This window comes from Nitrospirota bacterium, assembly GCA_040755395.1.
GTDB lineage: Bacteria > Nitrospirota > Nitrospiria > Nitrospirales > Nitrospiraceae > DATLZU01.
Window position 1 is genome coordinate 66,759 of record JBFMAX010000003.1, and the last position, 24,543, is coordinate 91,301.

Genomic DNA, 24,543 nt, shown 5'->3' on the forward strand with positions numbered 1-24,543 from the left:
TCTGCGCGGCTTAGAGTGGGAGGAGACGAGAGCGCGTCGGCCGGCCGGCTTCGCGTCGTAGCAAAAAGGGGCAGGCGGCCCATGATGCGCTGCCCTAAAATGCCACGGGAACGAGGGTCCCGAACTTCAGATCAGGGAGAGGGCCGCGCGATCTTCCGAGTGTGGCGCGACACGTCGTGGTACTTGGCCGGCGTCACCAGATAGCAATAGTCGAGCAGCCAATCGGCCAGGTCAGGGGCGATGCCGTGCTCACGGGCCTCCAGCATATCCATGAACCGATTCATGGCGGCATAGGCAGCTCGATCGTCACCTCGCTCCAATGCGCCCATGACGGCCTGAAGTTTCTTCAAGTACGGGGCATACTTCGACGCGCCGCTCTCGCCCTCGGTGGCCTGCGCCATCAAAACCGCGCGGGCCATCGTCGCGATCCACGCATGCTCGACGCCTACGGGAGAACCGCCGAACGCGCGCTCGACGGCGAGAGCCCATACCACCACCGCCACGAGAAGAAGAGCGGTAACTGACCCGGCAACGTGCCTCGAAAGATCTTGTCTCATCCGTCACCTCGCGTTCCCCCGAAAACCGTCAGTTCGGTCACCGAGACGGCCGGCGCTGCAGGTGGGAGAGAACATCACTGCCGGCCGCCTCGGTTCCTGGCGGGAAAGGTCGTCATGCCACCGCCCGCGCGGTCGGCCACAGCACGCAATGCTTGTCGCAGGTCACGGGGCCTCCGTTGAAGGCGGAGCACCGGACGACCTCGTACGGCGTGTCGTCGCTGACCAGCATCTCCACCGTCACGTCCCGCTTGTGTTCGTCGCACAGCATCGTGATCGTTCGGACGGACGGGCCGCGCTCTCGCAGGCCCATGCCAGCCGCGGCCAACACACAGAGCGCCGCAGCAGCCATCAGAATCGGCAGGACCGTGCCGTCACCGATTGAGCCGAAGCCCCAGCCCGGCTCCCGCGTCACGATGGGCTCAGGTACGGCCGGGACCCGCTTGGCCAGTTCGCTCATCACGGTCGAGGCCGCGAGCAAGGTCGCGGTAGACGCAGCCGGTTCCTTGGCCGCCCGATCCATCGCGAGCACTGCAGCCACCACAGCCTGCCCGTAGTTCACCTCCGCCTTCGCCATGTCGTCGAACAGAGTCCGCGCCCCGCTCACAATCCGACGCCCAAGCGCTTCCTGCGCCATCGCATCACTTGCGCTCCTCATCGCGAAGAACTCCTGGCTTTTCCAATCCGACGGGAGCTTGAACACACTCTCCAGGAACTCCCGCCGGGCCAGAGCACCCCGAGCCACGTCTTTGGCCAGGTTCGGCACGAACGTTTCAGTGGCCACCTTGACCTGGGTCAGCCTCTTGATCGCATCCCCAAGGGCCACCTGGGTCCGTTCGCGTTCTTCCGTGACCCGTGCCGGGGTGACCACGGCCTCGTTGATCGCCTGACTCAGTGTCTCTTCAAGCCATCGATCCTGGACCGGAGGCGCGGGCTGCGTCAGCGGACCTCGATCAAGTCCCAGGTAGGCCATCAGGACGACGGCGCTGCCGACGGTCGTGATCGCTCCCGCCATCACGGCCATGTCGATGTGATCCCAACATCTCATCGCCACACCTCACTTTCTCTCTCTTCCTTCTGCGGCTTCGTCCGGTTCAAGGGTGCGAGCCGTTGCGGCTTCTGCCGGGCAGCCTCATCCGCCGCCGCCGAAGTCGATGACGTTGTCGTTCCAATAGTCAAACCCGCCCTTCGACAGTTCCGGGTTGTGCCGCGCATAATCATGGAACTTGTTTGGCGTCACCTTCCCGCAGAAGTCGAAGATCTCTTTCGCGGACCAGGTGGGAATCCCAATCCCTTTGGGATCCTTATCCAGCATGTCCATGAGCGTGTTCATGGCCGCGTACGTGCCTTTCTCGTCGCCTCGGTTGAAGGCCATCCGCACCAGGGCGAGTTGGCCGAGATAGGGGTCATACGCCCGCTCCCGGGCTTCGAATTTCGCCAGCTCCTGATGGTCGCGCACCAGCGCCGTGATCTCGTCGATCCACGTGTCCGATGCGGCCTCCGCGATCAGCGGTATAAACGCCAACGCGCATGCCAAGGCGACAGTGAACCACTTATGATTGAGTCTGTGTGTCATCGTCATTCACCTCCTTTCCTGCGGTCTTCTTGAGAACCTCTGTCGGTGCACAGGAACCGGACGAAGCCGGAAGAACCCTCTCTTGATCCGTCGCCCCTGGCGGCCGCTCCGTAGGCTTACGACATCGGAGGTTCGCCGTAAGATTGAAGTTTCTCCAACCGCTTCCAATCGGCCCGCTGATGCCGGCTCACATCGTGGTAGTTGGCCGGCGTCACCTGGTAGCAATAATCCCAGATCGCCTCCGCCGCTTCGTCGCTGATCCCGCCCTCCCGCGCTTCCAACATGTCCATGAATCGGTTCATGGCCGTGTAAGCTCCAAGTCGATCGCCTGATCGGACGAGGTTGCGCACGAGCTCCAGTTGGCCCAGGTACGGCTCAAAGGCGTCGGCCGGCTGCTTCAGCGCCTTTTCGTTCAGCACAAAACTCCTAAGAAGAACGACCCATGCGTCGGCTTCAGGCGTCACATGGATCGATTTCGGCAGCAGGAGCAGCGCGACGAACACAACTGCGCCCACGGCTGACACGGCGAGGAGCGGCAGGTATGAGCGTTGTCGGAACATGGATTTTGCTCCAGCTTCTCTGGTTTCCACGATCCCCATTTCTATTTAAAAGTTAGCGCGCGGGCATCCGGCGAACAATGAGCCGGGTGCATCATTTTGCCGGCCGGAGCAGTTGCACCATGAAGTCAGTAAACGGTGAGTGGTTCGCCGTCGAGTCTCAGGCGGGCGGTGATCCGGGATGGTAGGCGATCGCGAGGGCCTCCAGACGGGTGTGGGCGCCGAGCTTGGCGAGGATATGCTGGATGTGGTTCCGCACGGTCGCCGTGCTGATACACAGCACATCGGCGATCTGCCGAGTGGTGTGGCCGGCCGCCAGATGCCGCAGCACCTCTCTCTCGCGTTCGCTCAAGGACAGCGTCTGTGGAATCTCCGCGGACTCGGACCGCGGCGAGGCGGCGGCCGGGTTGAGCTCATGGCGCGCCTGTTCCACCGGAGCAGACACGACCATGTGGAGCTCGTTCACGAGCCGGCGCACCTTGGCAAGGGCGGTGATGTCGCGGAACAGATGTGCGCGCAGGAAGCGTGACCTTTTGCGAGTCGGCACCGGAAACGAACTGACGTTGATCCACACGCGGCGGCCGGCTTTGGTCTGGGTCCGCATATCGAAATGGCGGACTGCGCCGCCCCGGGCCAGTTGGGCGCCGATCGCGCAGGTGGGCGAGCAGAGGGGATGACCGCCCGGTGCCGTGCCGCAGAGGACTTCATGGCACGGGCGCCCGACGACGTCCCGGGCGCGGAACCCCAGCAGACGCTCGGCGGCTCGATTCCAATAGATGATCGTGCCACGCTCATCGACCACCATCGCCGCATCGGCCGCCCGTTCGAGCATGGCGGTAAGCAGCTTCATGGGCAGCCCTCACCACTAGCTGTGGGTGAGCAAGGATAGTGCCACCTCAAGAAGATGACGGGTCTCGCGACTCGCTGGCCCATAATTCCCTTAATTTCTTCGGTCCTCATTGCCTGAACCAAGCCCGGACGGCTGTTCGGTGTTGGCTACCAGCTATTGGCGTTTGGCGAGGATGGGGAGTCCTGGGACAGGCGATCGAACGGACTCTGTGGCGGAACGCGACAAAGAATAAGTGGATGTTGGGAAAGCAAACCTGTCGCTGGGATCCCGAACGCCTGCGAGAAAGCCGAACTCTTGGAAATCGGCAAAGGGATAGCAGAGCGACACCCGACGGCATGTATCTTGTAGTCAGATCGGTCGTGAAGAAGGGGAGGGCACCGGCTCGCGATCAAGCAGGCTGGAGCCGTTCCTAGAGCCGTGGTCATCGATGGAGGAATGAGATGCAGGACGACAAACCCTCGGGGTTTCACCGGCTCATGGTTGCCCAAGTCATGGAGACGCAGGTCCAAGTGGCGCACCCGCAGACGAAAGCCGATGTCATCGCCTCGATGATGATCGAAGGGTTCGGCGCCGTGCCGGTCGTGGATGACCAAAAGCGGTTGATCGGCATCGTGAGCGAGCACGACCTGCTGGTTTCGCTCGACCGGAAGCAGAAGTGGAGCGAGGTGACGGCGCAGGACGTGATGGCGCGCAATCCGTACTCGGTTCGTCCGGAGATGGACATCGCGACGTTGGTCCACGTGCTGCGCGCCAGCGGCCTGATCCGCGTGCCGGTCGTCGATGTCCACGACAAGCTGATCGGCATCGTGGCCCGGCGGGACGTGCTGCGCGCCTATCTGAGCGACGGGTCCGCCACGCGCGCTTCGGCAAAGGGGGCATGATGCGCAAGAGCGAATTCATCGATTGGGCGTGCGATCCGGCAACCCTAACGGCGGCGCAACTCATGCAGGACGCGCTATTCACCTGCACGCCCCGTACGGATGTCCTGTCGATCGTCCGCATCATGACCAAGTGGAACTTCGGCAGCCTGCCCGTTGTAGAAGAAGACCGGACGCTGGTCGGGTTGGTGAGCGAGTATGACGTGCTCCAGGCGGTGATCGAGGGGAGGGATTTGCGGAAAATCTCGGCGGCGGACATTATGACTCGGCAGGTCCTCTCCGTGACCGAGGACATGAATTTGGTCCAGATCGCCAATCTTTTCCAGGATCGGTATGTCACTCGGCTCCCGGTGGTACGGGACAAAAAACTCGTGGGGCTCGTGGCCAGGCGGGACCTGCTGTTCGGTTATGCGAAGGCCTGCCAGTACTGGTCCTGACTCGAAGCTCATGAAGAAACGTCGGATAAAACTCCCGATCAGGCTCAAGGCCAAGCCGACAAAGCCGCACAGCACCAAAAAAGGCGCACGAGGCTACAGTCGCACGGAAGCAAAAGCGCTGCTGCGGGAAGAAGCGAGACAAGCCGAGGATCAAGGTCGAAACGGGTGATCGTCTGTTCACCCGAGGAGAGAGAAGGAGGGATCGCGATGGCAAAGAAAGAAATGGCGAAGAAAGAGAAGGAGTCGAAGGCGCTGGTTCCCAAGCGGCCGGCCGAGCTTGTCCCCAGATGGGAAGACATCGACCGGTGGTTCGATCGCATGGCTGAAGAGTTCTGGCGACACCCGTTCCCGAGTCTATTCAGGCCGGAGCGCTGGTGGCCCGAATCGCTGGTCCCGCTGCGAGCGCCCTCGATCGATGTCTATGAGGGGAAGGATGAGGTCGTGGTCAAGGCCGATGTGCCGGGCATGGTCAAGGAGGACATTGAAGTCACACTCTCGGGCGAAACCTTGACCATCAAGGGAGAAAAGAAAGAGGAGAAAGAAGTCAAGGAACAGGATTATCGCCGCCGGGAACGGTCTTACGGAGCCTTCGTCCGGAGCGTGGCGTTGCCGTGCGAGGTGAAACCCGAGGAGATCAAGGCGTCGCTCAAGGAAGGGGTGCTGGAGATTCACCTGCCCAAGACGGAAGAGGCCAAGAGAAAGGCGATCACCGTAAAGATCGATTGAACCGTCTACGGTTCTCGGGCCCTGGACGCTTTCGACATTTTCGAGGCCACGGACAACGAAGCGGCCACCACGGTCGCATGACTCGTCCGATCCCTCGGGCATGTGACGGCGGAAACCTGGCTTGCCATGCCGTGGGATCGTTTCAAGACGATCACCAAGTCACTGAAGGAAGCGCGTGAAGTGGAGGAGGAATAGCATGATCGGAAGCGGGCCTTGGATGCTGCGACGGGGCGCCGGGCTGGCATGTGGCCTGGCTCTGATGATCGCCGGACAGGCGGCGGCCGAGGTGGATCTCATGCTCGGGTCCGAGGCTCAGGCGGAGGAGCAGGTTGTGAAGGACCTAGTGGCAGTGTTCGATAAGGCCGAGGCGGCGGTTCAAGCGCGCGATCTCGACGGCGTGATGGCGCTGTACTCGAAACGGTACAACTATCATGGGCTGCGGAAGTCGGATGCGCGTCGTATCTGGGAAGAGATCTTCGAATACCATCATAAGCTCCATTCGCGGCATCTCTTCACGGAAATCAAGACCGTGCATATGGACGGCGAGATACGGGCCGAGGTCAAATGTACCGGGGTCCTCTGGGGCCTGTCGAACGAGACCGGCCAAAAGGTCACCGTCGACAGCTGGTTTGAGGAAACCCATTACCTGGTGAAGGAAGACGGCGTGTGGCGGATCATCGGCAACGCCGGCGCTGGGCCGGAGACACCGCGCTTCGGCCACGCGCCACATCCGCTGTTTTAACCCGCATTATTCATGACGGTTCGTCGCGCTGCACCCGTTGCACCGAAAGAGCAACGGGTACCCGGCAGACGCGTTGTGCTAGACCCATTGCAGCAAGAAGAGCAATGGGTACCCCCAAGCGCAGCCGCGAAGGAGGGAAGCATACTTGCAACAGTATGTTGACTGACTGAGTGGCGAGCACGCCTGTCGGAACAACGTATCCGCGTTTGCAGCAGAAGCGTTCAGGAATAATGCCGGTTAAGTGCGTTCAACCGATCCGGCGATGAACGCCGAACCGACGAGGAACGTTGCGATGATTGACTTGGATGGCATTGAGCGAGCGGCGCTGGATCGCTTGGCTCAGTTGATCAAAGAAGAAAAGAACGGAACGGCGCCGATAATTGATGAGCCGCGCGTGTTCCGCAGGTTGAACGGAGAGATTGTGGTGCCGGTCATCGTTCAAGCGGCTCACCCCGATATGTCTCTCGCCCTGTTGATGGCCCACAAGGCCGAGCAACTCTATAGGCAGACCGGATGCCGTTTCGTGCCGGCCCAGCGTCCGGCTCAAGATCCCGAGAAAGCCACGTACATCTGGGCCGACGGCGGCTGGCAGACGCTCCCGTAAGAAGAGCGAATGGCAAACAGCCAACAGCGAATAGCTGCCGGGTGCTCACTCGTCCCGACCTCCAGAGGCCACCTGTGACTTATCAGCAGAGATAAGGCTCGTTGTTACGAGAAAAGCCCACCCGCCGACACCGGCAAGACCGAGTTGACACCATTCCTGTTGCACAGTAGCTTGTCTTCATCTTCGATTGACCTCCGTCATCCCCGTCCTCTCTCCGCAAGATTGGTGGGAGAGGCAAGGTGAGGGTGAAGCTCCCATGCCCTATGTAGGAACCAGACAGCAAGCCGGCTATCGAGCGCTGTTGCGGAGCGGCGGACTGTACGATCGCGTCGAGCAGGCAAGGGCGCGGCTCGCGTCCTGCCGGGTGTGTCCGCGCCATTGCGAGGTCAACCGGTTCGAGGGGGAATTGGGAACCTGCCTGGTCGGGGCCAAAGCGCTGGTCGCGAGCGCAGGACCGCACCATGGCGAGGAATTTCCGATTCGCGGCTGGTACGGCTCGGGCACGATCTTTTTCGCGAGCTGCAATCTCCGCTGCGTCTATTGCCAGAACTTCGACATCAGCCACCAACCGAACGGGGAAGAGCTGGAACCGGAGGCGTTGGCCGGCCTTATGCTCGACTTGCAGGAGCAAGGCTGCCACAACATCAACCTCGTCAGCCCCTCGCATCAGGTCCCGCAGATTCTGGAAGGCTTGCTCGTCGCGGCCCAGCGCGGCCTGCGACTCCCTGTCGTGTACAACACCAGCGCCTACGACGACGTGGACATGCTCAGACTGCTGGACGGTATCGTGGACATCTACATGCCCGATCTGAAATATGCCGACGTCGACGTCGGCCGCCGATTGTCCAAGGTGCCTGACTACCCGCAGGCGGCGCAGGCCGCAATCAAGGAGATGCATCGGCAGGTCGGCGACCTAGTGTTGGACGACGAAGGACTGGCGGTGCGGGGTCTCCTGGTCCGCCATCTCGTGCTGCCGAACAATCTCGCCGGGACGGCCGAAGTGATGCGGTTCCTGGCCGAGGAGATCTCCCGGGACACGTACGTCAACGTCATGGACCAGTACCACCCGGCCGCCAAAGCGACCCGCCATCCGCAGTTGAACCGCGTGGTCATGTACAGCGAAGTGGACGAAGCCATGCGCCTGGCGCGCGAAGCCGGCCTGTGGCGGCTGCACGAGGAATAAAGACGGGATGGTGAACTCGGCCTGCTCCGGAATTAAGGGAGGCGTGCCGGAGAAAAGGGGTCGTGCCGGAGAAAAGGGGTCGGGAGTCTTTCTTGGCCCTCACGTTCCGACTCAGTGGAACAGGAGACATTGTCGGGGGAACCAAAGAACTACGCTCTCTTGTTCCAGCGATTACGCTCTTCCGCTGCAGTCCCTGTATCCGAGGATGCACGCACGAACAAAGACTCCCGACCCCTTTTCACGCCATCGACCCCTTTTCACGCGACCCCTTTTCACGCCATCACAAGCACGTTCGCGATGATCTCCGTGCATCTTCCGGTCCAACGCTCGCGGAAGCGTTGCGCGAAGCCGCCTCCCTTGTGAAGCGTATACGGGAATGAGCCCCGGCACATTTCTGCGGTTCCGTCCCTGACTTTGCAACATCCTCCGCCGGGCGCGCATGCCAGCCACACCAGTGATGGAATCAAACGGGGCCGGGAACATTGATGCGATTGTTGGGGATAGGGCAAGACCTCCTGACGTAGACGAACTTTGACGATGCGGCGCTAGGCAGAGACGTCGATGTCTTCGACCCGACTGCTGGGTGGGGGAATTGATAAACCGTCGGCTCGTCATCCTTCCAGGTGAAAGTCAATGGCCTTGCGAATGAGTTTCTCGGTTTCCTCGACGGTGGCGCCTGTCGCCACGCAACCGGGCAAATCGGACACGTACGCGGCATAGTTTGATCGTGCCTTTTCGATCACGACGTTGTAGCGGATAGTCTTTCCCTCACTTCTTCCATCCAGCTTGCTCGAAGATACAGCCAGACGCTCCCCGTGCTCCCCACACTTGTCAATCGCTTCACGCTTCACGAGGAACGCCTCACGCGGGGGAAAGTTACCAGCGGTGGTCCCAGTAGCCGCGATGCCCGAACAACCGTGGACCCCGGTAGAAGTTGAAGCTGGGGCCGAAGTACGGTGGGCCGTAGATCCACGGGCTGCCCAAGTACAGCGAGAAGCCTACCGAGGGATACCCATAGGAGTATGCATACCAATATGGGTAGGCATATGGGATGACCGGTGCGACGGTCACGGGAGGGGGCGCGGATTGGCGTTCCTGGCTGGCGGCCGCCGTTTGACGGTCAACCTGTTCTTTCAGTTGGGCGACCGTGTCTTGTTGCGCCTTCAGTTGGCCTTCCAGCTTCGCAATCTTCTCGCCCTGGATTTCGATCAAGGTTCGGACGCAGCGCGCCTGCGCCTCTCCCGTGTACCCTGAGCATTCCCAGGGCACTTCCGCGTCGGTCGCCCCTGCCGGGAATGCGGAGAGGAGAACCCCTGTCCCCACTCCCCACGCAAGCAAGACAGCCCAGCGCCGTCGCCCATTCTGAGAGGATTCCATAAGAGTCCTCGTGGGACGTTCCGTAGGTTCCTCCCTTCTTGCCGGCTCATCTATAACGTACCACGCGTCCGGGTGCTAGAACAGGCCCCTCCATTGCATTGAGAGGAGCTAATAACGAGTAGCGAATAGCAAATAGCTGTCAGCTTAACCCCTCCTTCGCAAGGAGCGGCAAGGGGAGGTAGAGGTGTGACCGGTTGTGCCAACAATGCGACGGGGTTACGGCCGAAAGCTTTGTGTTGGAAAGAGCGGACGTGGCGGCGGTCTGTGATGGAGGGTTTGAGACGATGTCGATCGCAGGTATCGGCTTATGACAGGACGCCTTCGAGCTCCGCCTCGTCTACGATATTTCGGCCCTGGGTGTGTGCGACAATGCCGTAGTAGATCGCCTGGGCGCTCTCCGACCAGCTCGAGTCGATCGGCAGGCCTCGAAAGGCGGCTTCGGCGGCTTTCTTCTCGTCAAAACTGAGTGTGCGGTTCTGATTCGGCGCCATGTTCCCTGTTCCTCGTGACCCTATCGGCAGTGTTCTGTCTGTACCCATCCTATCCGATAAGCAACTCCTTTGCCACTGTGAGAGCGAATTCTGATGGCGGAGCGCTCTTCCTGAACCATCAAGGAGTTGCGATCCAACATGGTTTCAAAGAGACGGAGAGGGGGGAAACAGGCCACATGCAGCCGACAGTGAAATGGCAAAATGCCCCAGAATGCTGACGGCCATGCTGTCCGGCTTCGGTGGCCGCGGTAAGACCTTGGATGGTACGCTGGGGCAACAGTGGGGGCTGACCATGCCGAGAATCGTGGCTCACTTGGATATGGACGCATTCTTCGCAGCGATTGAAGAGCGGGACAATCCCGCCCTGCGCGGGGTGCCATTGGTTGTCGGCGCCGATCCGAAGCAGGGCCAGGGACGCGGCGTGGTCTCGACCGCGAACTATAAGGCCCGCGAGTATGGGATCCATTCCGCGCTCCCGATCTCCCGCGCCTGGCGGTTGTCCGAAGCAGCCAGAAAGCGGGGAGAGCCGGCTGTCGTGTTCCTGCGGGTCGATATGCGGAAGTATGCGCAGGTGTCCCATCGGATTATGGAAATCCTCCGGCGGTTTGTGACACACCTCGAACAGGCCAGCATCGATGAAGCCTATCTGGATCTGAGTTTCACGGGCTCGTATGAACAAGCCGAAGCCCTGTGCCGCCGGATCAAAGAGGCCATTCGGGTCGAGGAGGGGCTCACCGCTTCGATTGGCATCGGGCCGAATAAGCTGGTTGCCAAGATCGCGTCAGGCCTCAGGAAGCCGGACGGGTTGACCATCGTGAGAGAGGATGAAGCCGAAAAGTTTTTGGCTCCGTTACCTGTGCGCGCGATTCCGGGCATCGGTCCGAAGACGGAAGAGTGGTTGGCCAAACGGGGTATCAGGTTGGTGAAGGATCTCAGGCGCTACTCGCCGGAGGACCTCCACGAGCTGTTCGGCAAGCGTGGGATCGATCTCTATGAGAAGGCGCGAGGGCGGGATGACTCGCCGATCGAGGAGTTCTATGAGCCCAAGTCGATTGGGGAGCAGGAAACGTTCGAGCGGGACACGTTCGACCCCACGGTCCTGGGCGACCGGCTCAAGGCGATGTGCCAAGGTGTGGCGGCCCGTCTGGCGGAGGAAGGGGACGTGCGATTTCGGACAGTCGTCCTCACCGTGCGCTTTGCCGATTTCGAGACGGTGTCGCGCTCCCACACCCTGCGGGAGCCGACCGGCTCCGCCAAGGTCCTCGAGCTGGAGGCGTTGAAGCTTCTCCTGCCGTTCTTGGATGCGCGCGAGAATCCCAAAGGCAAGCTCATCCGGCTCCTCGGGGTCCGGGTGGAGAAATTGGACCGGTCGTCCGGCGGGGAGAGTGTCGGAGGGTTGGTTTGAAAATGCGGGTCCTGTCACCGACCAGCCCGTCCGTGCTCGCACCCCGCCCGGTGTAGGGACCCCGCTGCGCGCGGCCGGGCACCCAGGTCGGCGCCACCCGCATTTTCATCCAGCAGGGTGAGCCGAAGGCTCATGGTGACTGTTGTGAGGTGCGCTCTGCTTATCCGAGCCGCTCCCGCCCGTGCGGGGCGTGAAGGTCCTGGTCGGGACCGAGGGGCACGATGCGCGTGGGGTTGATGTCGTCGTGGGTGACGTAGTAGTGCCGCTTGATGTGATCGAAGTTCACCGTCTCGGCGATCCCGTCGTGGTGGTACAGGTCTTTCAGGTAGCCCAATAGGTTAGGGTAATCCATGATCCGCCGGATGTTGCACTTGAAGTGTCCGTGGTACACCGCGTCGAACCGGACGAGCGTGACGAACAAGCGCCAGTCCGTCTCGACGAACCGCGATCCGAAGAGATAACGCCGATCCCGCAAGCGCGCCTCGAGCTGATCGAGCGCGTCGAACAGGCGCCGTACGGCCCGCTCGTAGACTCGCTGCGACGTGGCGAACCCCGCGCGATAGACTCCGTCGTTCACGTTCTCATAGATGAAGGCGTTGAGATCGTCGATGTCCTTCCGTAACCCTTTCGGATACAAGTCGATCGTGCTGTCGGTGAACCGGTCGAACTCGCTGTTGAACATGCGCATGAGGTCGTCGTCGGAGTTGCTGACAATGCGCTTGGTCTCGTTATCCCACAGCACGGGCACCGTGACCCGTCCGCGATAATTCGGGTCGGTCGCCAGGTAGGCCTCGCTCAGAAAGCGGAACCCGTTGACCGGGTCGGTCGAATGGCCCGGCCCGTCCCGAAACGCCCATCCGCGGTCGTCGCGGATCGGGTCCACCGCGGTCATCCCGATCACGTCTTCCAGTTTCTTGAGCTTCCGCACGATGATCGTGCGGTGCGCCCAGGGGCAGGCCCACGACACATAGAGATGGTAGCGCCCGCGAACCGCCGGGTAGCCGGAACTGCCGTCCGCCGTCACCCAACCGCGAAACGCGTCCTCTTGCCGTTTGAATTCGCCCTCGGCGGTTTGCTCGTCCGGAAATTGCGCTTTCACCGTCATGCCACGGGTTGCCGCTTCTGTTCTGTCTCCGCCGGCCGGTCGTGAACAGTACCTTGGAGTCGGAGCCGCAATCAACCGCTAACTTCATGTGGTGCGAGGCTGCGGTCCGGCATGGTAGTCTGTGGCGGAGAGATCGGCGGAAGCCGGGCCATGGATCAGGATCTAAAACGGTCGCGCACGACGTGGGGGTCTGGTGCAAGGATGGCGAGCGAACCGTGACCAAGCCAAGCTTTGAATTTTCCGCCGGCGGGGTGGTGGTCAAGGACGACACCGTCCTCCTCATCCGCGTGCGAAGTCTCAAAGGCCGGGAGGTGTGGACGTTTCCCAAGGGCCGGCTCAACGAGGGCGAGCGGAGCCCGGAGGCGGCGCTGCGCGAAGTGGAGGAGGAGACGGGTTGGCGTTGCCGGATCGAACGGGAACTGCCCCGGTCCGAATACTGGTTTCAGCAGGACGGGCGACGCATCCACAAGACCGTCCGGTGGTTCAAGATGACCGCGATCGAACGCGTCGGGGAGCCGGATCGTGAAGTCGAAGAAGCGGTCTGGCTGCCCATCGCCGAAGCCGGGTCCCGCCTGACATATGAATCCGACCGGCGCCTGCTCGCGCAGGCCCTAGCGGAAGGGTCGGCACCCGAGAGCGAACAATCGGGTTGACCGCTTTGCGGACGCCTCACAGCCCATCGGACCTGTTTGCGGGCCGATGGCCCGGGGGCCGGCTCACGTTCTATAACCTCCACACCGACGAACGCTTGACGGTCACCTACCGCGACGAGGAGGGCCGCTACGACTACGAAGCCCTGGACGATGTGAACTATCTCCTTCGATGCCACCACACCAATGAAATGGCCGCCATGGATGTGCGGGTCATTGAATTCGTGAACCTAGTGCAGAAGCAAGTCGGCAGCGATCGGGAAATCCGCGTGGTTTCGGGGTATCGTTCGCCGGAGTATCAGGCTCTGTTGATCCGTATGGGTAGACGGGTGGCTCGCCACAGCCTGCATGTGCAGGGCCAGGCTATTGATTTCTTTATTCCCGGGGTCAACCTCCGTACGGTCCGTGAGACGGCGCTGAAGCTCAAGTGCGGTGGGGTCGGCTACTATCCTCGCAAGAGGTTTGTTCATCTTGATTCCGGCCCGTTCCGATGGTGGTAGGCCGCAGAACTTCCGGCTTCATCCTTCTCGCTTTCTGTGTTGCCGCTTCCTGCGAGCCAACCCTTGGCCAGTCCCGGCCCAGTCCCGACGCCAAGCTCAAGCATCCGTCTTCTCTCTGCGCCGTCATCCATCCCAGCGATGCCGACATTGCCTGGGAGTGTCGGCAGATCGGAAAAGGGGAGACGCTCGAACGGTTATTCGGGAAGCGCTGGGTGGACGTGGCGCGGTTTAATCGCGTTGACCGGCGTCATGCCTATCACGGAGTCCGGATTAAGGTGCCGAGACGTCTTGAGGAGATCGCGAATTTCACACCTCTGCCGCCCGAATATCCACCAGCGAAGACCGACGAGCAATTCATCCTGATTGATCTCGCCGAGCAATTTCTTGGCGCCTACGAATATGGTTCGCTCCGCTTTTCGATGCCGGTGACGACGGGTGAAGCAGGAAACGAGACGCCGACTGGCTTATTCCGGATCACGGCGCTTCACCGCCAGCATAAGTCCTGCCTGTACACGATCGAGGGTACCGACACGCCTTATCCGATGAATTACGCGCTTCACTTCTTCGTCACTCGCGAAGGGGTGTCCTATTGGATTCACGGGCGGGATGTGCCCGGCTATCCCGCTTCGCACGGCTGCGTCGGCCTGTATGATGAGGCGATGCAGAAGGAATACTACGGGGTGCCGCAGGATCCGGAGTTGGATGACGCCAAGAGGCTGTATGAATGGGTGCTCGGGAACCGGAGGGATGATGGCAAGGTGCTTCTGGTCGAAGACGGCCCCAAGATCCTGATTCGGGGCGCCGCGCCGCGCTAAGACCGTGACGCCGCTGGGGGGCCGCGCGAATCCACGCGGTCCTTCTCCTCAAATCGGCTTCAATCCTTGTACCTTCTTCCCTACGCAACTTTCCCTGGCAAGTTCCAGGAATGACGCTATACTGAAATTGTGGAACCGGTTCTGCCAGGAACAAGGTGTTGACCTTGCGGGTTTCTTTGGCACTTAACGGCATCGGTGCATGTTCATCCCACACACGGAGGTGCAACCATGGGTATGACCTCGACCTACTGCAGCGACTGCTATAACAAGTCCTCGAAAGAAGACGCGCAACTTCAGACCGCTGAACGAGCCGGCAAGACCCCGATGACGAAACAAGGCGCTTGCAGCAAGTGCGGGAAGTCCACGGTCGTCATCTATTACGAAACCTGACGGTCCTCAGCCCGATCCCTCTCCGACGCGAGCGTCCCGCTCCAGGACTGTGGCCGGCCTTCGCCCGGGCATGGCGGAATTGTCACGCCCATCGTGTGTGCCCTTTATCCCTCCGCTCTTCCCGCAATTGTCGTGTCACGGGAAAATGTGGTAGGCTGCTCGCAACGTCACATGAATAGTCTGGAACCGATCGCCTGCCTGGTCCGACCATCCTGCGACCTTTTCCAGCCTATTTAGAGGTTTCACCCTCTTCCACGGAGGTCTAGCCTATGAACATGTACCGGCTTACGGGTGGGGGCTTGCTCGCGTTCGTCGTGGTCCTGTCCGTCAACGTCGCCTGCGCGCAGGCGCAGGCACAGAAAGGAGCGTCGAAGATGACGGTGTCAGAAGGTAAACTGGTGTCCCTCGAATACACGCTCCGGTTGGACGACAAGACGGTCGTCGAGAGCAACGTGGGCGGCGATCCCTTGAAGTACACCCAAGGCGCGCACGAGCTGATCGTCGGGTTGGAGAAGGCGCTGGAGGGCATGGCGGTGGGCGACAAGAAGACGGTGACCGTTCCTCCGGCGGACGGCTACGGGGTTGTCGATCCCAAAGCCTTTCAGGAAGTGAGCAAGAAACTGATTCCACCGGACGCGTTGAAGGTCGGGGCGCAGCTCCAGGGCCGAGGGCCTGACGGCCGGGTGCTCTATCCACGGGTGTCGGAAGTCAAGGATGAGACGGTCGTGCTGGATTTCAATCATCCGCTCGCCGGCAAGACGCTCACCTTCGACGTGAAGGTGTTGGACATCAAGGACGGCGCCGTCCCGTCCAATCCGAAGCGACCTCACTGATCAGCCCCATGGGCCTTCGACTGTGCCAGGGAGGCAGCGAATAGCTGGTAGCTAGCAGCGAAGAGCCCGGACCACCTAGCTGCTCGCTGGTGTTCATTAACCCCGCTCATCGACGGACTTGGCGAGATCGCGGAGCGCTTGGGCGATCTTGACCGGGTAGGGCGGAGCGGGGTCCAGTCGCCGCAAGAAATCGGGTAGGCGGGCGAGTTGGGAAGCGGCGTGCGCGCGCGCTTCGGTGAGGGAAGGAGGGGGGGCGAGACGGCGGCCGGCCCGCAGGACCGGCCGGAGGAGCGCGTCGCCTGTCTGCGCGTCATCCGCCAGGGTGACGATGTCCTCGGCGAATGGGCCGTCCGCCTCATAGTGCCGGTATACCTGTTTCCGGCCCGGCCACGTGGCTTTTCCCTCCGACCGTTTTCGGCAGGCCCGTCCGGCGTATTCCTGCAGCTTGTACGCGCAGTCGAGCGACGGGGCGTCGGCCGACGTCGTCATGGCCGTGCCGACCGCGAAACTGTCGATAGGCGCGCCGCTCGCCATGAGGGCCTCCAGCCGGTACTCGTCCAAATTGCCGCTCGCCAGAATCTGCACGTGCGGAAGCCCGCCGTCGTCAAGGATCCGTCGGACCTTCCGGGCGTGATCCGCCAGATCCCCGCTATCCAGCCGCACGCCCTTGACGGTAATGCCTTTCTCCTTCAGCCGGGGCGCGAGCGCCACCACCTTGCGGGCGGCCGCCTCCGTGTCGTAGGTGTCGATCAGCAACACGACGTTGTCGGGCTGGGCGTAGGCGAAGTGCTCGAACGCGCGGGCTTCGTCTTCGTGCGCCTGCACGAACGCGTGGGCCATCGTGCCGTAGACCGGAATCCCGAATCTCACGCCGGCGAGCACCGTCGCCGTGCCGGTAAAGCCGACCAGGTGGCTCGCCCGGGCCGCGAGCAGCCCCGCCTCCGCGCCATGAGCGCGCCGCAACCCGAAATCGATCAGCGGCTTGCCGCCCGCGACCAACACCGACCTCGCCGCCTTGGATGCGATCATGGTCTGGAAGTTGAGGAGGTTCATGACCCGGGTTTCGACGAACTGGGCCTGAGGGAGCGGGGCGGTCACGCGGAGGATCGGCTCGTTCGGGAAACAGACCGTGCCTTCCGGCATGGCGTGCGCGTCGCCGGTAAAACGCAGGTGTTCCAGGTAGTCGACGAACGACCGGCCGAAGCGCCCGCAGCGCGCGAGCCACTCCAGATCCGCCGGGCTGAAGCGGAACGTTTCCAGATAGTCCAGCACCTGCTCCAGGCCGGCCGCGATCAGAAAGTTGCGGGCGGGCGGCAGCTTGCGGACGAAGAACTCGAAGACCGCCGTCTCCTCCATCCCCTGCTCCACGTAGGCCTGGAGCATGGTGAGTTGGTAGAGATCGGTGAGGAGCGCGCTCGGGGGCTGGTTCATGCCGCGAGATTCTCCAGGCGGATCGGCACGGCGCCCAGGCGGACCATCTCCTCCTCCGCCTTGCGCCCGTCGTCCGGTTGCACGTTGACGGCTCTGATGCCGTCCGTCAGGAGACAGACGTCATAGCCGAGTTTCCTGGCGTCCTTCACCGTGTTGAGCACGCAGTAGTCGGTCGCCAGGCCGCCGACGAACAGGCGTCGCACGCCGGCGGCTCGAAGCCGCTCGTCGAGCGGCGTGCCCTGGAACGCGGAGTAGGCGTCCTGGTCCGGCTCGGTCGCCTTGTGAATGACGACGGCAGACGGGGGCGTCTGGAAGCCCGGCGGCGGCAAGGAACCGGGCGAGCCGGCGACGCAGTGGACGGGCCACGGACCCCCCCGTTCGCGGAAGGAACAGTGATTCGACGGATGCCAGTCGCGGGAGAGGAAGATCGGCAACCCACGCGATTGAAAGCGGGCCATGTAGCGCATCAGGATGGGTACGATCCGATCGCCGCCCGGCACGCCCAACGCCCCGCCGGGGAGAAAGTCGTTCTGGACGTCCACGACGATCAGAGCATCGCCCGGTTGAAGCGTCTCTGTGCCCATAGCTGTGGCCGCGAGACCTGCGCCTGGCCTACAAGGCTCCCAGCAACTTGGATGCCTTCTTCACATCCCGGGGTTTGACCCAAAAGATCGCCCCGTAACGGCCGGAACCGGCCACCACCGCGTCCAACGCCGTGACGTTGATCTTCGCGCCGGCCAGTTGCGCCAGGGCGTCGACCAACGCGCCGGGCCGATCGTCTCCCTCGATCAGGAAACAGGTCTTGGGCGCTTTGAGCTTCCACTTGGCGCGCTTGGCGGCCGTTTTGAACGCTTCGGGGTCGGACGGGACGAAATCCATTTGGGATCGTCGCCCCCGGGGAAATGCGGAGAACGCCAACAAGTTGACGCCGGCGTCCCGCAACATGGTGAGCGCGCCGGCGCCGATGCCCGGCTTGTCCGGGACCTCGACTTTGAAATACTGCGCGGTGCGGATTGTATCAGCCATGGGACCCTCCCTTGTTGGACACCACGAAAAATGAGCCAGCGGTGCCGGAATTGTAGACCACGTTCAGGGGATGAGGCCAGAGGCGCGCCGGACAACGTCGCCCGGGGGCCGCCGGACCGCTCAGCCCGCCGACGCGTCGGGGCTCGCCGCTTTCGCGCCGAATCCGGTGAACAGCCGCCCGTACGCCTTCGCCAGCGTGGTGCGCTCCAGCAGGAACACGAGCAGCGCGGTGAAGACGATGCTGAAGAGCACAACCGCATAGGCGAGGTCCTGGATCAGCTCCCCGCCGGGAAGACCCTGCTGGAGCGGAATCGACGCCAGCACGACCGTCGCCAATCCCTTGGGAGCTATGGCGGCCATCAGCGAGGCGTCCGACACGCGGGTCTCCCTGTCCACGGAGAGGCGGACCACCGGAATGCGGACCAGAAAGATCACCACGGTCAGAAGGAAGCCGATCGAGACCACCCATGGGTCCGTCAGACGCTCGGACAGCCCGACGTACACGAAGAAAAACGTCTTCAGCAGAAACGCCACCTCGGAGAAGAAGATCTTTTCGGTCTCGTTCAGCGTGATCGTGTCCTGCGGGAGAATCCGCTTCCAGGCGGACAGTTGAAACGACCGGATGTTGCCGAGCGTGATGCCGAAGGCCAACGCCGCGATGTAGCCGCTGAATCCGAAGAACTCCGCGACCCCGAAAATCACGAAGACGAAGGCCGGCGTCGTGAAGATCGCGTTCTGCAGCGTCCGGATCTTGTTGAGCAGCACCGACCAGAGCAGGCCGCTCCCGACGCCCAGGATACTCGCCATGAGGAACGACGCCAGAATGTGCCCGGCCATGAGCCCGATCCGGATCTCGCCCAGGCGGTACAGTTCCAGGAAAGCGAGGGCCACCACGATGCTGAACACGTCGCTGACCGCCGATTCGAGAAACAGGATCGTTCGGCTCTTGTCCTGCATGTCGAGCTGTTTGACCAGCGGCACAACCACCGCCGGAGAAGTGGAGCCGACGATCGCCCCGAACATCAAGGCAAGGATCGGGGTGAGATCCGTCATGTACAGGGCCACCCCCGCAATCGCGCCCATGGTCACGAGAAAGCTCATAAGGCTCAAGGAAGAGGTGCCCAGTACTGCCTTCCGGAGCGTCGGCAGCGGGATGCCCGATCCTTCCTCGAACAGCAGCACGATCAGGGTGACGGTGGTAAAGACGTGCCCCACCGCGCCGAAATGCTCGGGAGTCACCAGTCCGAGCCCGGGGCCGATGACCAGGCCGATGATGATCAGCAACAGAACGTCGGGCAACTTGGTCTGCCGGAAGATGCCCGTGAACAGATGGGCCAGAAAGACCAGGATGCCGACGGAGGTAATGCTGACCGCGACTTCGTCCATAGGCCGGAGACTCCGCAAAGAGCCGGTGCGCCGCCGGCGTCCATTATGCAGGGAACGCCGAACGATAGCAATCGAGCAAGGCCGTCCGAGCAGCATCCGTGCTTAAGTGGTGATGCTCAGCGCCGGCGCCTCGCTCGCCGCCTCGCCGGTCTGGAGAATCGTCGACGAGTGTGGGACAATGCGCCTGGCCGGCGGCCCCGCACGGGCCGCCGGCCGGTGCGGAGTCAGGCTTCCGAACGACATCGGAGGATATCCCATGCGAATGATGACGAAACAGGCGATTCCGATCCTGACCCTGCTGGTTGCCCTGACTGTTTCGCCCGCCTTGGCGCAGGCTCCCGCGGCGCCGCCCGCCGAGAAGCCGGCGGGAGCACCCGTGCGATTCGGAGAGGAGGACCTGTTTTCCATCTACGCGAGCTTCGGTCCGTTCACGCCTCAGGATCGCGCTCGGGTCATTGCCCAGCGACTGACCCGGCTGGCGAACGATCCCGGTACCGATGTGCAGCGCATCACCACCGTCGATCGGGAGCAGTCGACCGACATCGTGCTGGGCGAGACGATCCTCGTCGCGGTGACGGATGCCGACGCTCAACCGCTCGGCAAAACGCCCCAGGTTCTGGCCAAGGAGTACGCGTTCAAGATCCGCAACGCCCTCAGCAAACAGAGAGAAGAGACCAGCGTGAAATCGCTCCTGATCGACAGCCTGTTTGCCCTGCTCGATACGCTGGTGCTTGTAGCCCTTCTGATCGGCTTCCGGAAGGGCTTTCCCAAGGTGTACGCCACAATCGACGCCTGGCGCGGCACGTATATCCGATCCATCAAGGTGCAGCGTGTCGAACTCTTTTCCGCTCGGCAAATCGCCGAACTGCTCATCGGCTTGGCCAAGGCCGTCCGCGTCATTGCCACGCTGCTGCTCTTGTATTTCTACATTTCGACCGTGTTGGGGGTGTTCCCCTGGACGAAAGGCGTCTCGGCGCAACTCTTCGGCGCGGTGTTCTCGACGCTGCGCGCGATCGGCCAGGCGTTCGTGACCTACGTGCCCGACGTCATTTCGATCATCGTGATCGTCGTCGTGACCCGCTACATCATCAAGCTGATTTATCTGATCTTCAGCGGAATCGAGCGCGGAGCCATTACCTTCGCGGGGTTTCACCGGGATTGGGCGTGGCCCACCTACAAGATCGTACGGTTCCTGGTCATCGTCTTCGGCGCGATCGCGGTCTTTCCTTACATTCCCGGCTCCCGATCTGAAGCCTTCCGGGCGATTTCGATTTTCCTGGGCGTCCTCTTTTCTTTGGGCTCGACCGGCGCGATCAGCAATATCATTTCCGGGCTGGTGCTCACGTACATGCGCCCCTTTCAAATCGGCGACCGGGTCAAGATCGCCGATACGATCGGCGACGTGACCGCCCGCGAACTGCTGGTGACGCGCGTCCGGACGATCAAAAACGTGGACATCACGATTCCGAACGCGATGGTGCTCGGCAGCCACATTATCAATTTCAGCTCCTCGGCCAAGGACCGCGGGCTGATCCTGCACACCAGCGTCACCATCGGCTACGACGCGCCGTGGCGGACGGTCCACAAGCTGTTGATCGACGCGGCCAAGGCGACCACCCATATTCTGCAGAAGCCGGAGCCGTTCGTGCTGCAGACCAGTCTGAACGATTTCTACGTCACCTATGAAATCAACGCCTATACCGACCAGCCGAACAAGATGGCCGAGATTTACGCGGAGCTGCATCAGAACATTCAGGACAAGTTCAACGAAGCCGGCGTCGAGATCATGTCGCCCCATTATTCCCAGATCCGGGACGGGAACAAAACGACCATTCCGGAAGAGTACCTGCCGAAAACCTATGAGGCGCCGGCGTTCAGAATCGCGCCGCTCGAGACGTTCCTGGGCAAACGGGACGAAAGCTCCGTGCAACGAAATCCGAAGTAGCCTGCAGGATCATTCCTGAGCGCTTCTGCCGTCCTTTTGTGAAAGTGAGAGGGGAGGGGATGCGATGGACGCTCTGCAACGCGCATTCGAATCGATCAAGGATTGGCTGAACGTTCCGCTGTTCAAGGCCGGCGCGACGCCGGTGACCCTGTGGACGCTTGTCTCCGTGGTCGTCCTCGTCATCCTGCTGCTGTGGTTGACGAAGAAACTCAAGGACTGGATCGTGCTGACCCTGCTCGCGAAAAGCCGGATCGACATCGGCGTCCGGCAGGCGACGGGTTCGATCGTCCGCTACGTCGTGATCGCGATCGGGTTCGTCGTCATTCTGCAGACGGTCGGGATCGACCTCAGCACGGTGACGGTGCTGGCCGGCGCGCTGGGTATCGGGGTCGGCTTCGGTCTGCAATCGATCACGAACAACCTGGTGAGCGGCCTGATCCTCCTCTTCGAGCGTCCGATCAAAATCGGAGACCGCATCGAGGTGGGTAACGTGACGGGAAACGTCGTGAACATTTCGGCACGCGCCACGACGGTGATCACCAACGACAACATCGCGATCATCATTCCCAACTCCGAGTTCATCTCCTCGAAAGTCACGAATTGGAGCTATACGACCAGGGACGTGCGGTTCAATGTTCCAATCGGCGTGTCCTATCGCGAGGACCCCGAAGTCGTGCGGAAACTCCTGCTGGAGGTCGCCGATGAGCACTCCGGAGTGCTCAAGGACCGCAAGCCCGACGTGCTGTTTCAGGAGTTCGGAGAGAGTTCCTTGAATTTCATCCTGCGGGTCTGGACGAGAGACTACACGGACCGTCCCGGCGTGCTCCGGAGCGAGCTGAATTACGCCATCAGCCGGAAGTTTCGCGAGCACGGGATCGAGATCCCGTATCCCCAGCGCGATATTCACATCAAGAGCGGCGGCCTGACGGTGGCGACGCCGGCGGTGTCGTCCGTCTCATGAGAGTCGTGGTGCTCCTGGCGGCGGGCGCGGCGCTGACGCTGGCGATCGCTCCGGCCTGGTGTCTCGCCGACGAGCCTCCGGCGCAGGCGGGCGATTGGCACTACGGCGGCTTGGTCGATCTGAGTTACGCGGTAAACTTCAACTTTCCCGAAAATCACCTCTGGCGCAGCAAGACCACGACGCCGCGCGTCAACGAGCTGGCGCCCAACATGGCGCTCGGGTATGTCCAAAAGGACGCAACGCCGCACTCTCGATGGGGACTCGAATTCGGCGTGCAGGGCGGGTACGACACCGATGCGCTGGTGCCTCGACCGGTGCCGGGGCGGGACGAGCCCGTCGGCGGCGCCGACACGTTCCGCCACCTGTCTCGAGCCAATGTCTCTTATCTCGCGCCGGTCGGCAACGGGCTCACGCTGACGGCCGGCCTCTTCAACAGCTTTATCGGCTATCAGTCGATCTACGCCAAGAACAATTTCAACTACACCCGGTCCTATATGGCCGACAATGCGCCTTACTTCATGTTCGGATTGGGGGCGCGGTACCCCGTCGGTGAACGGCTGCGGCTCGGGCTCTACGCGATCAACGGGTACAACTATCTCTCGCACCCCAACGACCACCTGAGCTACGGTGTTCAGGCGGCATACCGGCTGGCGGAAAGCCTGACCGTGACGGAAAATCTCTACTACGGGCCGGACCAATCCAATACGGACCTGCGGTTTTGGCGGTTTTTCTCGGACAGCATCGTCGAATGGAGGCGCGATCGCGTCACGCTGGCCGTGTCGTACGACATCGGGACCGAAGAAGCGGCCGAATCGGCCGGTCACCCGCGGACCTTTTGGACCGCCGCCGCGGCTTTCGTCCGGTGGAACATCGCCGGGCCCTGGAGCGTGGCGGTCCGACCGGAGTTCTATTGGGATCGCAACGGGCGCATCACGGGCTCCGAGCAATTCATCAAGGCCGTGACTGCGACGCTGGATCACACGCTGCGGCTCGGTGCCCACACCGCATTGCTGCGACTCGAGTACCGGTTCGACGAGTCCACCGGTCCCGGCGGAGGATTTTTCAAAGGAAGCGAAATCGCGCCGGGCGTGATCGGGTTGACGGGCAGTCAGCACCTGGCCATCGCGGCGCTGATCTGGGCGTTCGATTCGTAACGATGTTTCGGACCGGATCAGGACGCCGGCTTGGCCGCCATGCCCGTCAGCTTCACCTCCAGCGGCGCCAGCTTTTCGATGTTCAGCGTTGCAGCGGCGATGCCGACCCGGTCGGCGACCTGGTCGATCTCTTCCAAAATGCGGCTGAACAGCGTGTCCTTGGTCGCGCGGCGCAGCTTATAGTCCACGACATACCTCAGCGTGTATTCCAGCCAGTTCTGGTTGGCTATCAACGACACGGTCGGTTTGACGGTGGCGTGCTCGATCATGTACTTGAAGGCGACCTGCCGCCAGGCCTCTTCCGCCGCTCTGGCGTAATCCCCGACCACTTCTTCTCCTACTCGCTCCAGAATCCGGCGCGCCATCCGGTAATCGCTGCCGTATTTGATCGGCACCATGATCTCATCCCACAGGAACGGAAAATCTCCCGAATAGTTGAAGACCGGTTCTTTGAAGACGAAGCTGTTGGCGACCCGCACGATCCGGCCGTTGTAGAGATCGGCGTTGACCCATTGGCCGCACTCCATCAGCGTCGTCCGCAGCACCCCCACGTCGATCACGTCGCCTTTGATGCCGCCGAGCTGGATGCGATCGCCGGGCCGATAAAATTTACCGAAGGAAACGGCCAGCCACCCGGCCACGCTGGCGATCACTTCCTGCAAGGCGAAGGCCACACCCGCTCCGGCGACGCCGAAAGCGACGGTGAATTGGCTGAAACGCACGCTGAAGATGCTGGTCAGGCCGATCAGCGCGACGATCGCGCCGACCACGTTCACCGTTTTCCGCAGTCGATAGCGCAGCTCGGAGTCCTCCACGTAGCGCGAGAGGCTCTTCTTGATCAATCGGACGCCCACCAGGATCGCCAGCACGAGCGTGACGGCGCCGGCCAGTTTGCCGGTAATCGGGTGCAGCAGCCAAACCTGTACGATCTCTTCCATACGCAGGCCTCCTTCAGGTTTCGACGTTT

General features: G+C 61.9%; 30 protein-coding genes and 1 pseudogene. 16 read left to right on the forward strand and 15 right to left on the reverse strand.

Annotated elements, in window-relative coordinates; all coding sequences use genetic code 11:
* Positions 1–131: 131 nt before the first annotated feature.
* The 5 genes from AB1555_06535 to AB1555_06555 form a co-directional block, all read right to left on the reverse strand.
* A complete protein-coding gene (locus AB1555_06535; protein MEW6246351.1) occupies positions 132–503 on the reverse strand; it encodes a hypothetical protein in 372 nt (123 codons plus the stop codon).
* Positions 504–669: 166 nt separating this feature from the next.
* Positions 670–1,602, reverse strand: coding sequence for a hypothetical protein (locus AB1555_06540; GenBank protein MEW6246352.1), 933 nt, complete (start codon positions 1,600–1,602; stop codon positions 670–672).
* Positions 1,603–1,686: 84 nt separating this feature from the next.
* Complete coding sequence (locus AB1555_06545) at positions 1,687–2,130, reverse strand: hypothetical protein (protein ID MEW6246353.1); 444 nt, start codon at positions 2,128–2,130, stop codon at positions 1,687–1,689.
* 116 nt (positions 2,131–2,246) lie between these two features.
* On the reverse strand, positions 2,247–2,690 hold the full coding sequence (locus AB1555_06550; protein ID MEW6246354.1) for a hypothetical protein: 444 nt from the start codon (positions 2,688–2,690) through the stop codon (positions 2,247–2,249).
* A 157-nt stretch (positions 2,691–2,847) separates the two neighbouring features.
* On the reverse strand, positions 2,848–3,537 hold the full coding sequence (locus AB1555_06555; GenBank protein ID MEW6246355.1) for a LuxR C-terminal-related transcriptional regulator: 690 nt from the start codon (positions 3,535–3,537) through the stop codon (positions 2,848–2,850).
* A 440-nt stretch (positions 3,538–3,977) separates the two neighbouring features.
* Here AB1555_06555 and AB1555_06560 point away from each other — a divergent pair, with 440 nt between their 5' ends.
* The 7 genes from AB1555_06560 (at position 3,978) to AB1555_06590 (ending at position 8,107) form a co-directional block, all read left to right on the forward strand.
* Positions 3,978–4,418: a CBS domain-containing protein gene (locus AB1555_06560; protein ID MEW6246356.1), complete on the forward strand. Its 441-nt coding sequence runs from the start codon at positions 3,978–3,980 to the stop codon at positions 4,416–4,418.
* Positions 4,415–4,852, forward strand: a complete 438-nt coding sequence (locus tag AB1555_06565; protein MEW6246357.1) for a CBS domain-containing protein — start codon at positions 4,415–4,417, stop codon at positions 4,850–4,852. Before AB1555_06560 ends, AB1555_06565 begins: the two co-directional genes overlap by 4 nt.
* Before the next feature lie 10 nt (positions 4,853–4,862).
* Positions 4,863–5,021: a hypothetical protein gene (locus tag AB1555_06570; GenBank protein MEW6246358.1), complete on the forward strand. Its 159-nt coding sequence runs from the start codon at positions 4,863–4,865 to the stop codon at positions 5,019–5,021.
* Between the two features lie 38 nt (positions 5,022–5,059).
* Positions 5,060–5,578 carry an Hsp20/alpha crystallin family protein gene (locus AB1555_06575; GenBank protein MEW6246359.1) on the forward strand — a complete coding sequence of 173 codons (519 nt, stop codon included), beginning with the start codon at positions 5,060–5,062 and terminating at the stop codon, positions 5,576–5,578.
* A 196-nt stretch (positions 5,579–5,774) separates the two neighbouring features.
* Positions 5,775–6,320: a hypothetical protein gene (locus AB1555_06580; GenBank protein ID MEW6246360.1), complete on the forward strand. Its 546-nt coding sequence runs from the start codon at positions 5,775–5,777 to the stop codon at positions 6,318–6,320.
* A 292-nt stretch (positions 6,321–6,612) separates the two neighbouring features.
* A complete protein-coding gene (locus AB1555_06585) occupies positions 6,613–6,924 on the forward strand; it encodes a hypothetical protein (protein ID MEW6246361.1) in 312 nt (103 codons plus the stop codon).
* A gap of 256 nt (positions 6,925–7,180) precedes the next feature.
* Positions 7,181–8,107 carry a radical SAM protein gene (locus AB1555_06590; GenBank protein MEW6246362.1) on the forward strand — a complete coding sequence of 309 codons (927 nt, stop codon included), beginning with the start codon at positions 7,181–7,183 and terminating at the stop codon, positions 8,105–8,107.
* A gap of 545 nt (positions 8,108–8,652) precedes the next feature.
* On the opposite strand, the pseudogene AB1555_06595 reads toward AB1555_06590, so the two are convergent.
* The 3 genes and pseudogenes from AB1555_06595 to AB1555_06605 form a co-directional block, all read right to left on the reverse strand.
* Positions 8,653–8,865, reverse strand: a pseudogene (locus AB1555_06595) (type II toxin-antitoxin system HicB family antitoxin).
* 118 nt (positions 8,866–8,983) lie between these two features.
* Positions 8,984–9,484 (reverse strand): hypothetical protein, encoded by a 501-nt coding sequence (locus AB1555_06600; protein ID MEW6246363.1) that lies wholly within the window; start codon positions 9,482–9,484, stop codon positions 8,984–8,986.
* Between the two features lie 305 nt (positions 9,485–9,789).
* Positions 9,790–9,975: a hypothetical protein gene (locus AB1555_06605; GenBank protein MEW6246364.1), complete on the reverse strand. Its 186-nt coding sequence runs from the start codon at positions 9,973–9,975 to the stop codon at positions 9,790–9,792.
* Between the two features lie 211 nt (positions 9,976–10,186).
* On the opposite strand from AB1555_06605, the gene dinB reads away from it, so the two are divergent.
* Complete coding sequence (dinB, locus tag AB1555_06610; protein MEW6246365.1) at positions 10,187–11,380, forward strand: DNA polymerase IV; 1,194 nt, start codon at positions 10,187–10,189, stop codon at positions 11,378–11,380.
* Between the two features lie 160 nt (positions 11,381–11,540).
* On the opposite strand, the gene AB1555_06615 is transcribed toward dinB, so the two are convergent.
* Positions 11,541–12,485: a glutathione S-transferase family protein gene (locus AB1555_06615; protein ID MEW6246366.1), complete on the reverse strand. Its 945-nt coding sequence runs from the start codon at positions 12,483–12,485 to the stop codon at positions 11,541–11,543.
* A 215-nt stretch (positions 12,486–12,700) separates the two neighbouring features.
* Between AB1555_06615 and AB1555_06620 the strand changes: the two genes are divergently transcribed.
* From AB1555_06620 to AB1555_06640, 5 genes are all read left to right on the forward strand, one after another.
* The gene (locus tag AB1555_06620) at positions 12,701–13,138 is read left to right on the forward strand and encodes an NUDIX hydrolase (GenBank protein ID MEW6246367.1); all 438 of its coding nucleotides are present in this window, start codon (positions 12,701–12,703) and stop codon (positions 13,136–13,138) included.
* Between the two features lie 5 nt (positions 13,139–13,143).
* Positions 13,144–13,635: a DUF882 domain-containing protein gene (locus tag AB1555_06625; GenBank protein ID MEW6246368.1), complete on the forward strand. Its 492-nt coding sequence runs from the start codon at positions 13,144–13,146 to the stop codon at positions 13,633–13,635.
* Positions 13,626–14,450: a L,D-transpeptidase gene (locus tag AB1555_06630; protein MEW6246369.1), complete on the forward strand. Its 825-nt coding sequence runs from the start codon at positions 13,626–13,628 to the stop codon at positions 14,448–14,450. Before AB1555_06625 ends, AB1555_06630 begins: the two co-directional genes overlap by 10 nt.
* A gap of 228 nt (positions 14,451–14,678) precedes the next feature.
* Positions 14,679–14,840, forward strand: coding sequence for a hypothetical protein (locus tag AB1555_06635; GenBank protein MEW6246370.1), 162 nt, complete (start codon positions 14,679–14,681; stop codon positions 14,838–14,840).
* Between the two features lie 269 nt (positions 14,841–15,109).
* Positions 15,110–15,673 (forward strand): peptidylprolyl isomerase, encoded by a 564-nt coding sequence (locus tag AB1555_06640; protein ID MEW6246371.1) that lies wholly within the window; start codon positions 15,110–15,112, stop codon positions 15,671–15,673.
* A gap of 96 nt (positions 15,674–15,769) precedes the next feature.
* Here AB1555_06640 and AB1555_06645 read toward each other — a convergent pair whose 3' ends face one another.
* The 5 genes from AB1555_06645 to AB1555_06665 form a co-directional block, all read right to left on the reverse strand.
* Positions 15,770–17,104 (reverse strand): nicotinate phosphoribosyltransferase, encoded by a 1,335-nt coding sequence (locus tag AB1555_06645; protein ID MEW6246372.1) that lies wholly within the window; start codon positions 17,102–17,104, stop codon positions 15,770–15,772.
* Positions 17,101–17,688, reverse strand: coding sequence for a nicotinamidase (locus AB1555_06650; GenBank protein ID MEW6246373.1), 588 nt, complete (start codon positions 17,686–17,688; stop codon positions 17,101–17,103). Before AB1555_06650 ends, AB1555_06645 begins: the two co-directional genes overlap by 4 nt.
* A 28-nt stretch (positions 17,689–17,716) precedes the next feature.
* Positions 17,717–18,130, reverse strand: a complete 414-nt coding sequence (locus AB1555_06655) for a hypothetical protein (protein ID MEW6246374.1) — start codon at positions 18,128–18,130, stop codon at positions 17,717–17,719.
* Positions 18,131–18,250: 120 nt separating this feature from the next.
* Positions 18,251–19,516, reverse strand: coding sequence for a cation:proton antiporter (locus tag AB1555_06660; GenBank protein ID MEW6246375.1), 1,266 nt, complete (start codon positions 19,514–19,516; stop codon positions 18,251–18,253).
* Between the two features lie 102 nt (positions 19,517–19,618).
* On the reverse strand, positions 19,619–19,759 hold the full coding sequence (locus AB1555_06665) for a hypothetical protein (protein MEW6246376.1): 141 nt from the start codon (positions 19,757–19,759) through the stop codon (positions 19,619–19,621).
* A gap of 13 nt (positions 19,760–19,772) precedes the next feature.
* Between AB1555_06665 and AB1555_06670 the strand changes: the two genes are divergently transcribed.
* The 3 genes from AB1555_06670 to AB1555_06680 all read left to right on the forward strand — a co-directional run bounded on the left by AB1555_06670 (position 19,773) and on the right by AB1555_06680 (position 23,576).
* Entirely contained in the window at positions 19,773–21,461 is a 1,689-nt protein-coding gene (locus tag AB1555_06670; protein ID MEW6246377.1) for a mechanosensitive ion channel family protein, read from the forward strand.
* A gap of 64 nt (positions 21,462–21,525) precedes the next feature.
* Positions 21,526–22,422 (forward strand): mechanosensitive ion channel domain-containing protein, encoded by an 897-nt coding sequence (locus AB1555_06675; GenBank protein ID MEW6246378.1) that lies wholly within the window; start codon positions 21,526–21,528, stop codon positions 22,420–22,422.
* Positions 22,419–23,576: an outer membrane beta-barrel protein gene (locus AB1555_06680; protein ID MEW6246379.1), complete on the forward strand. Its 1,158-nt coding sequence runs from the start codon at positions 22,419–22,421 to the stop codon at positions 23,574–23,576. Before AB1555_06675 ends, AB1555_06680 begins: the two co-directional genes overlap by 4 nt.
* Positions 23,577–23,593: 17 nt before the next feature.
* Here the strand turns inward: AB1555_06680 and AB1555_06685 are convergent, their stop codons facing one another.
* The gene (locus AB1555_06685; protein MEW6246380.1) at positions 23,594–24,514 is read right to left on the reverse strand and encodes a mechanosensitive ion channel domain-containing protein; all 921 of its coding nucleotides are present in this window, start codon (positions 24,512–24,514) and stop codon (positions 23,594–23,596) included.
* Between the last annotated feature and the right edge of the window lie 29 nt (positions 24,515–24,543).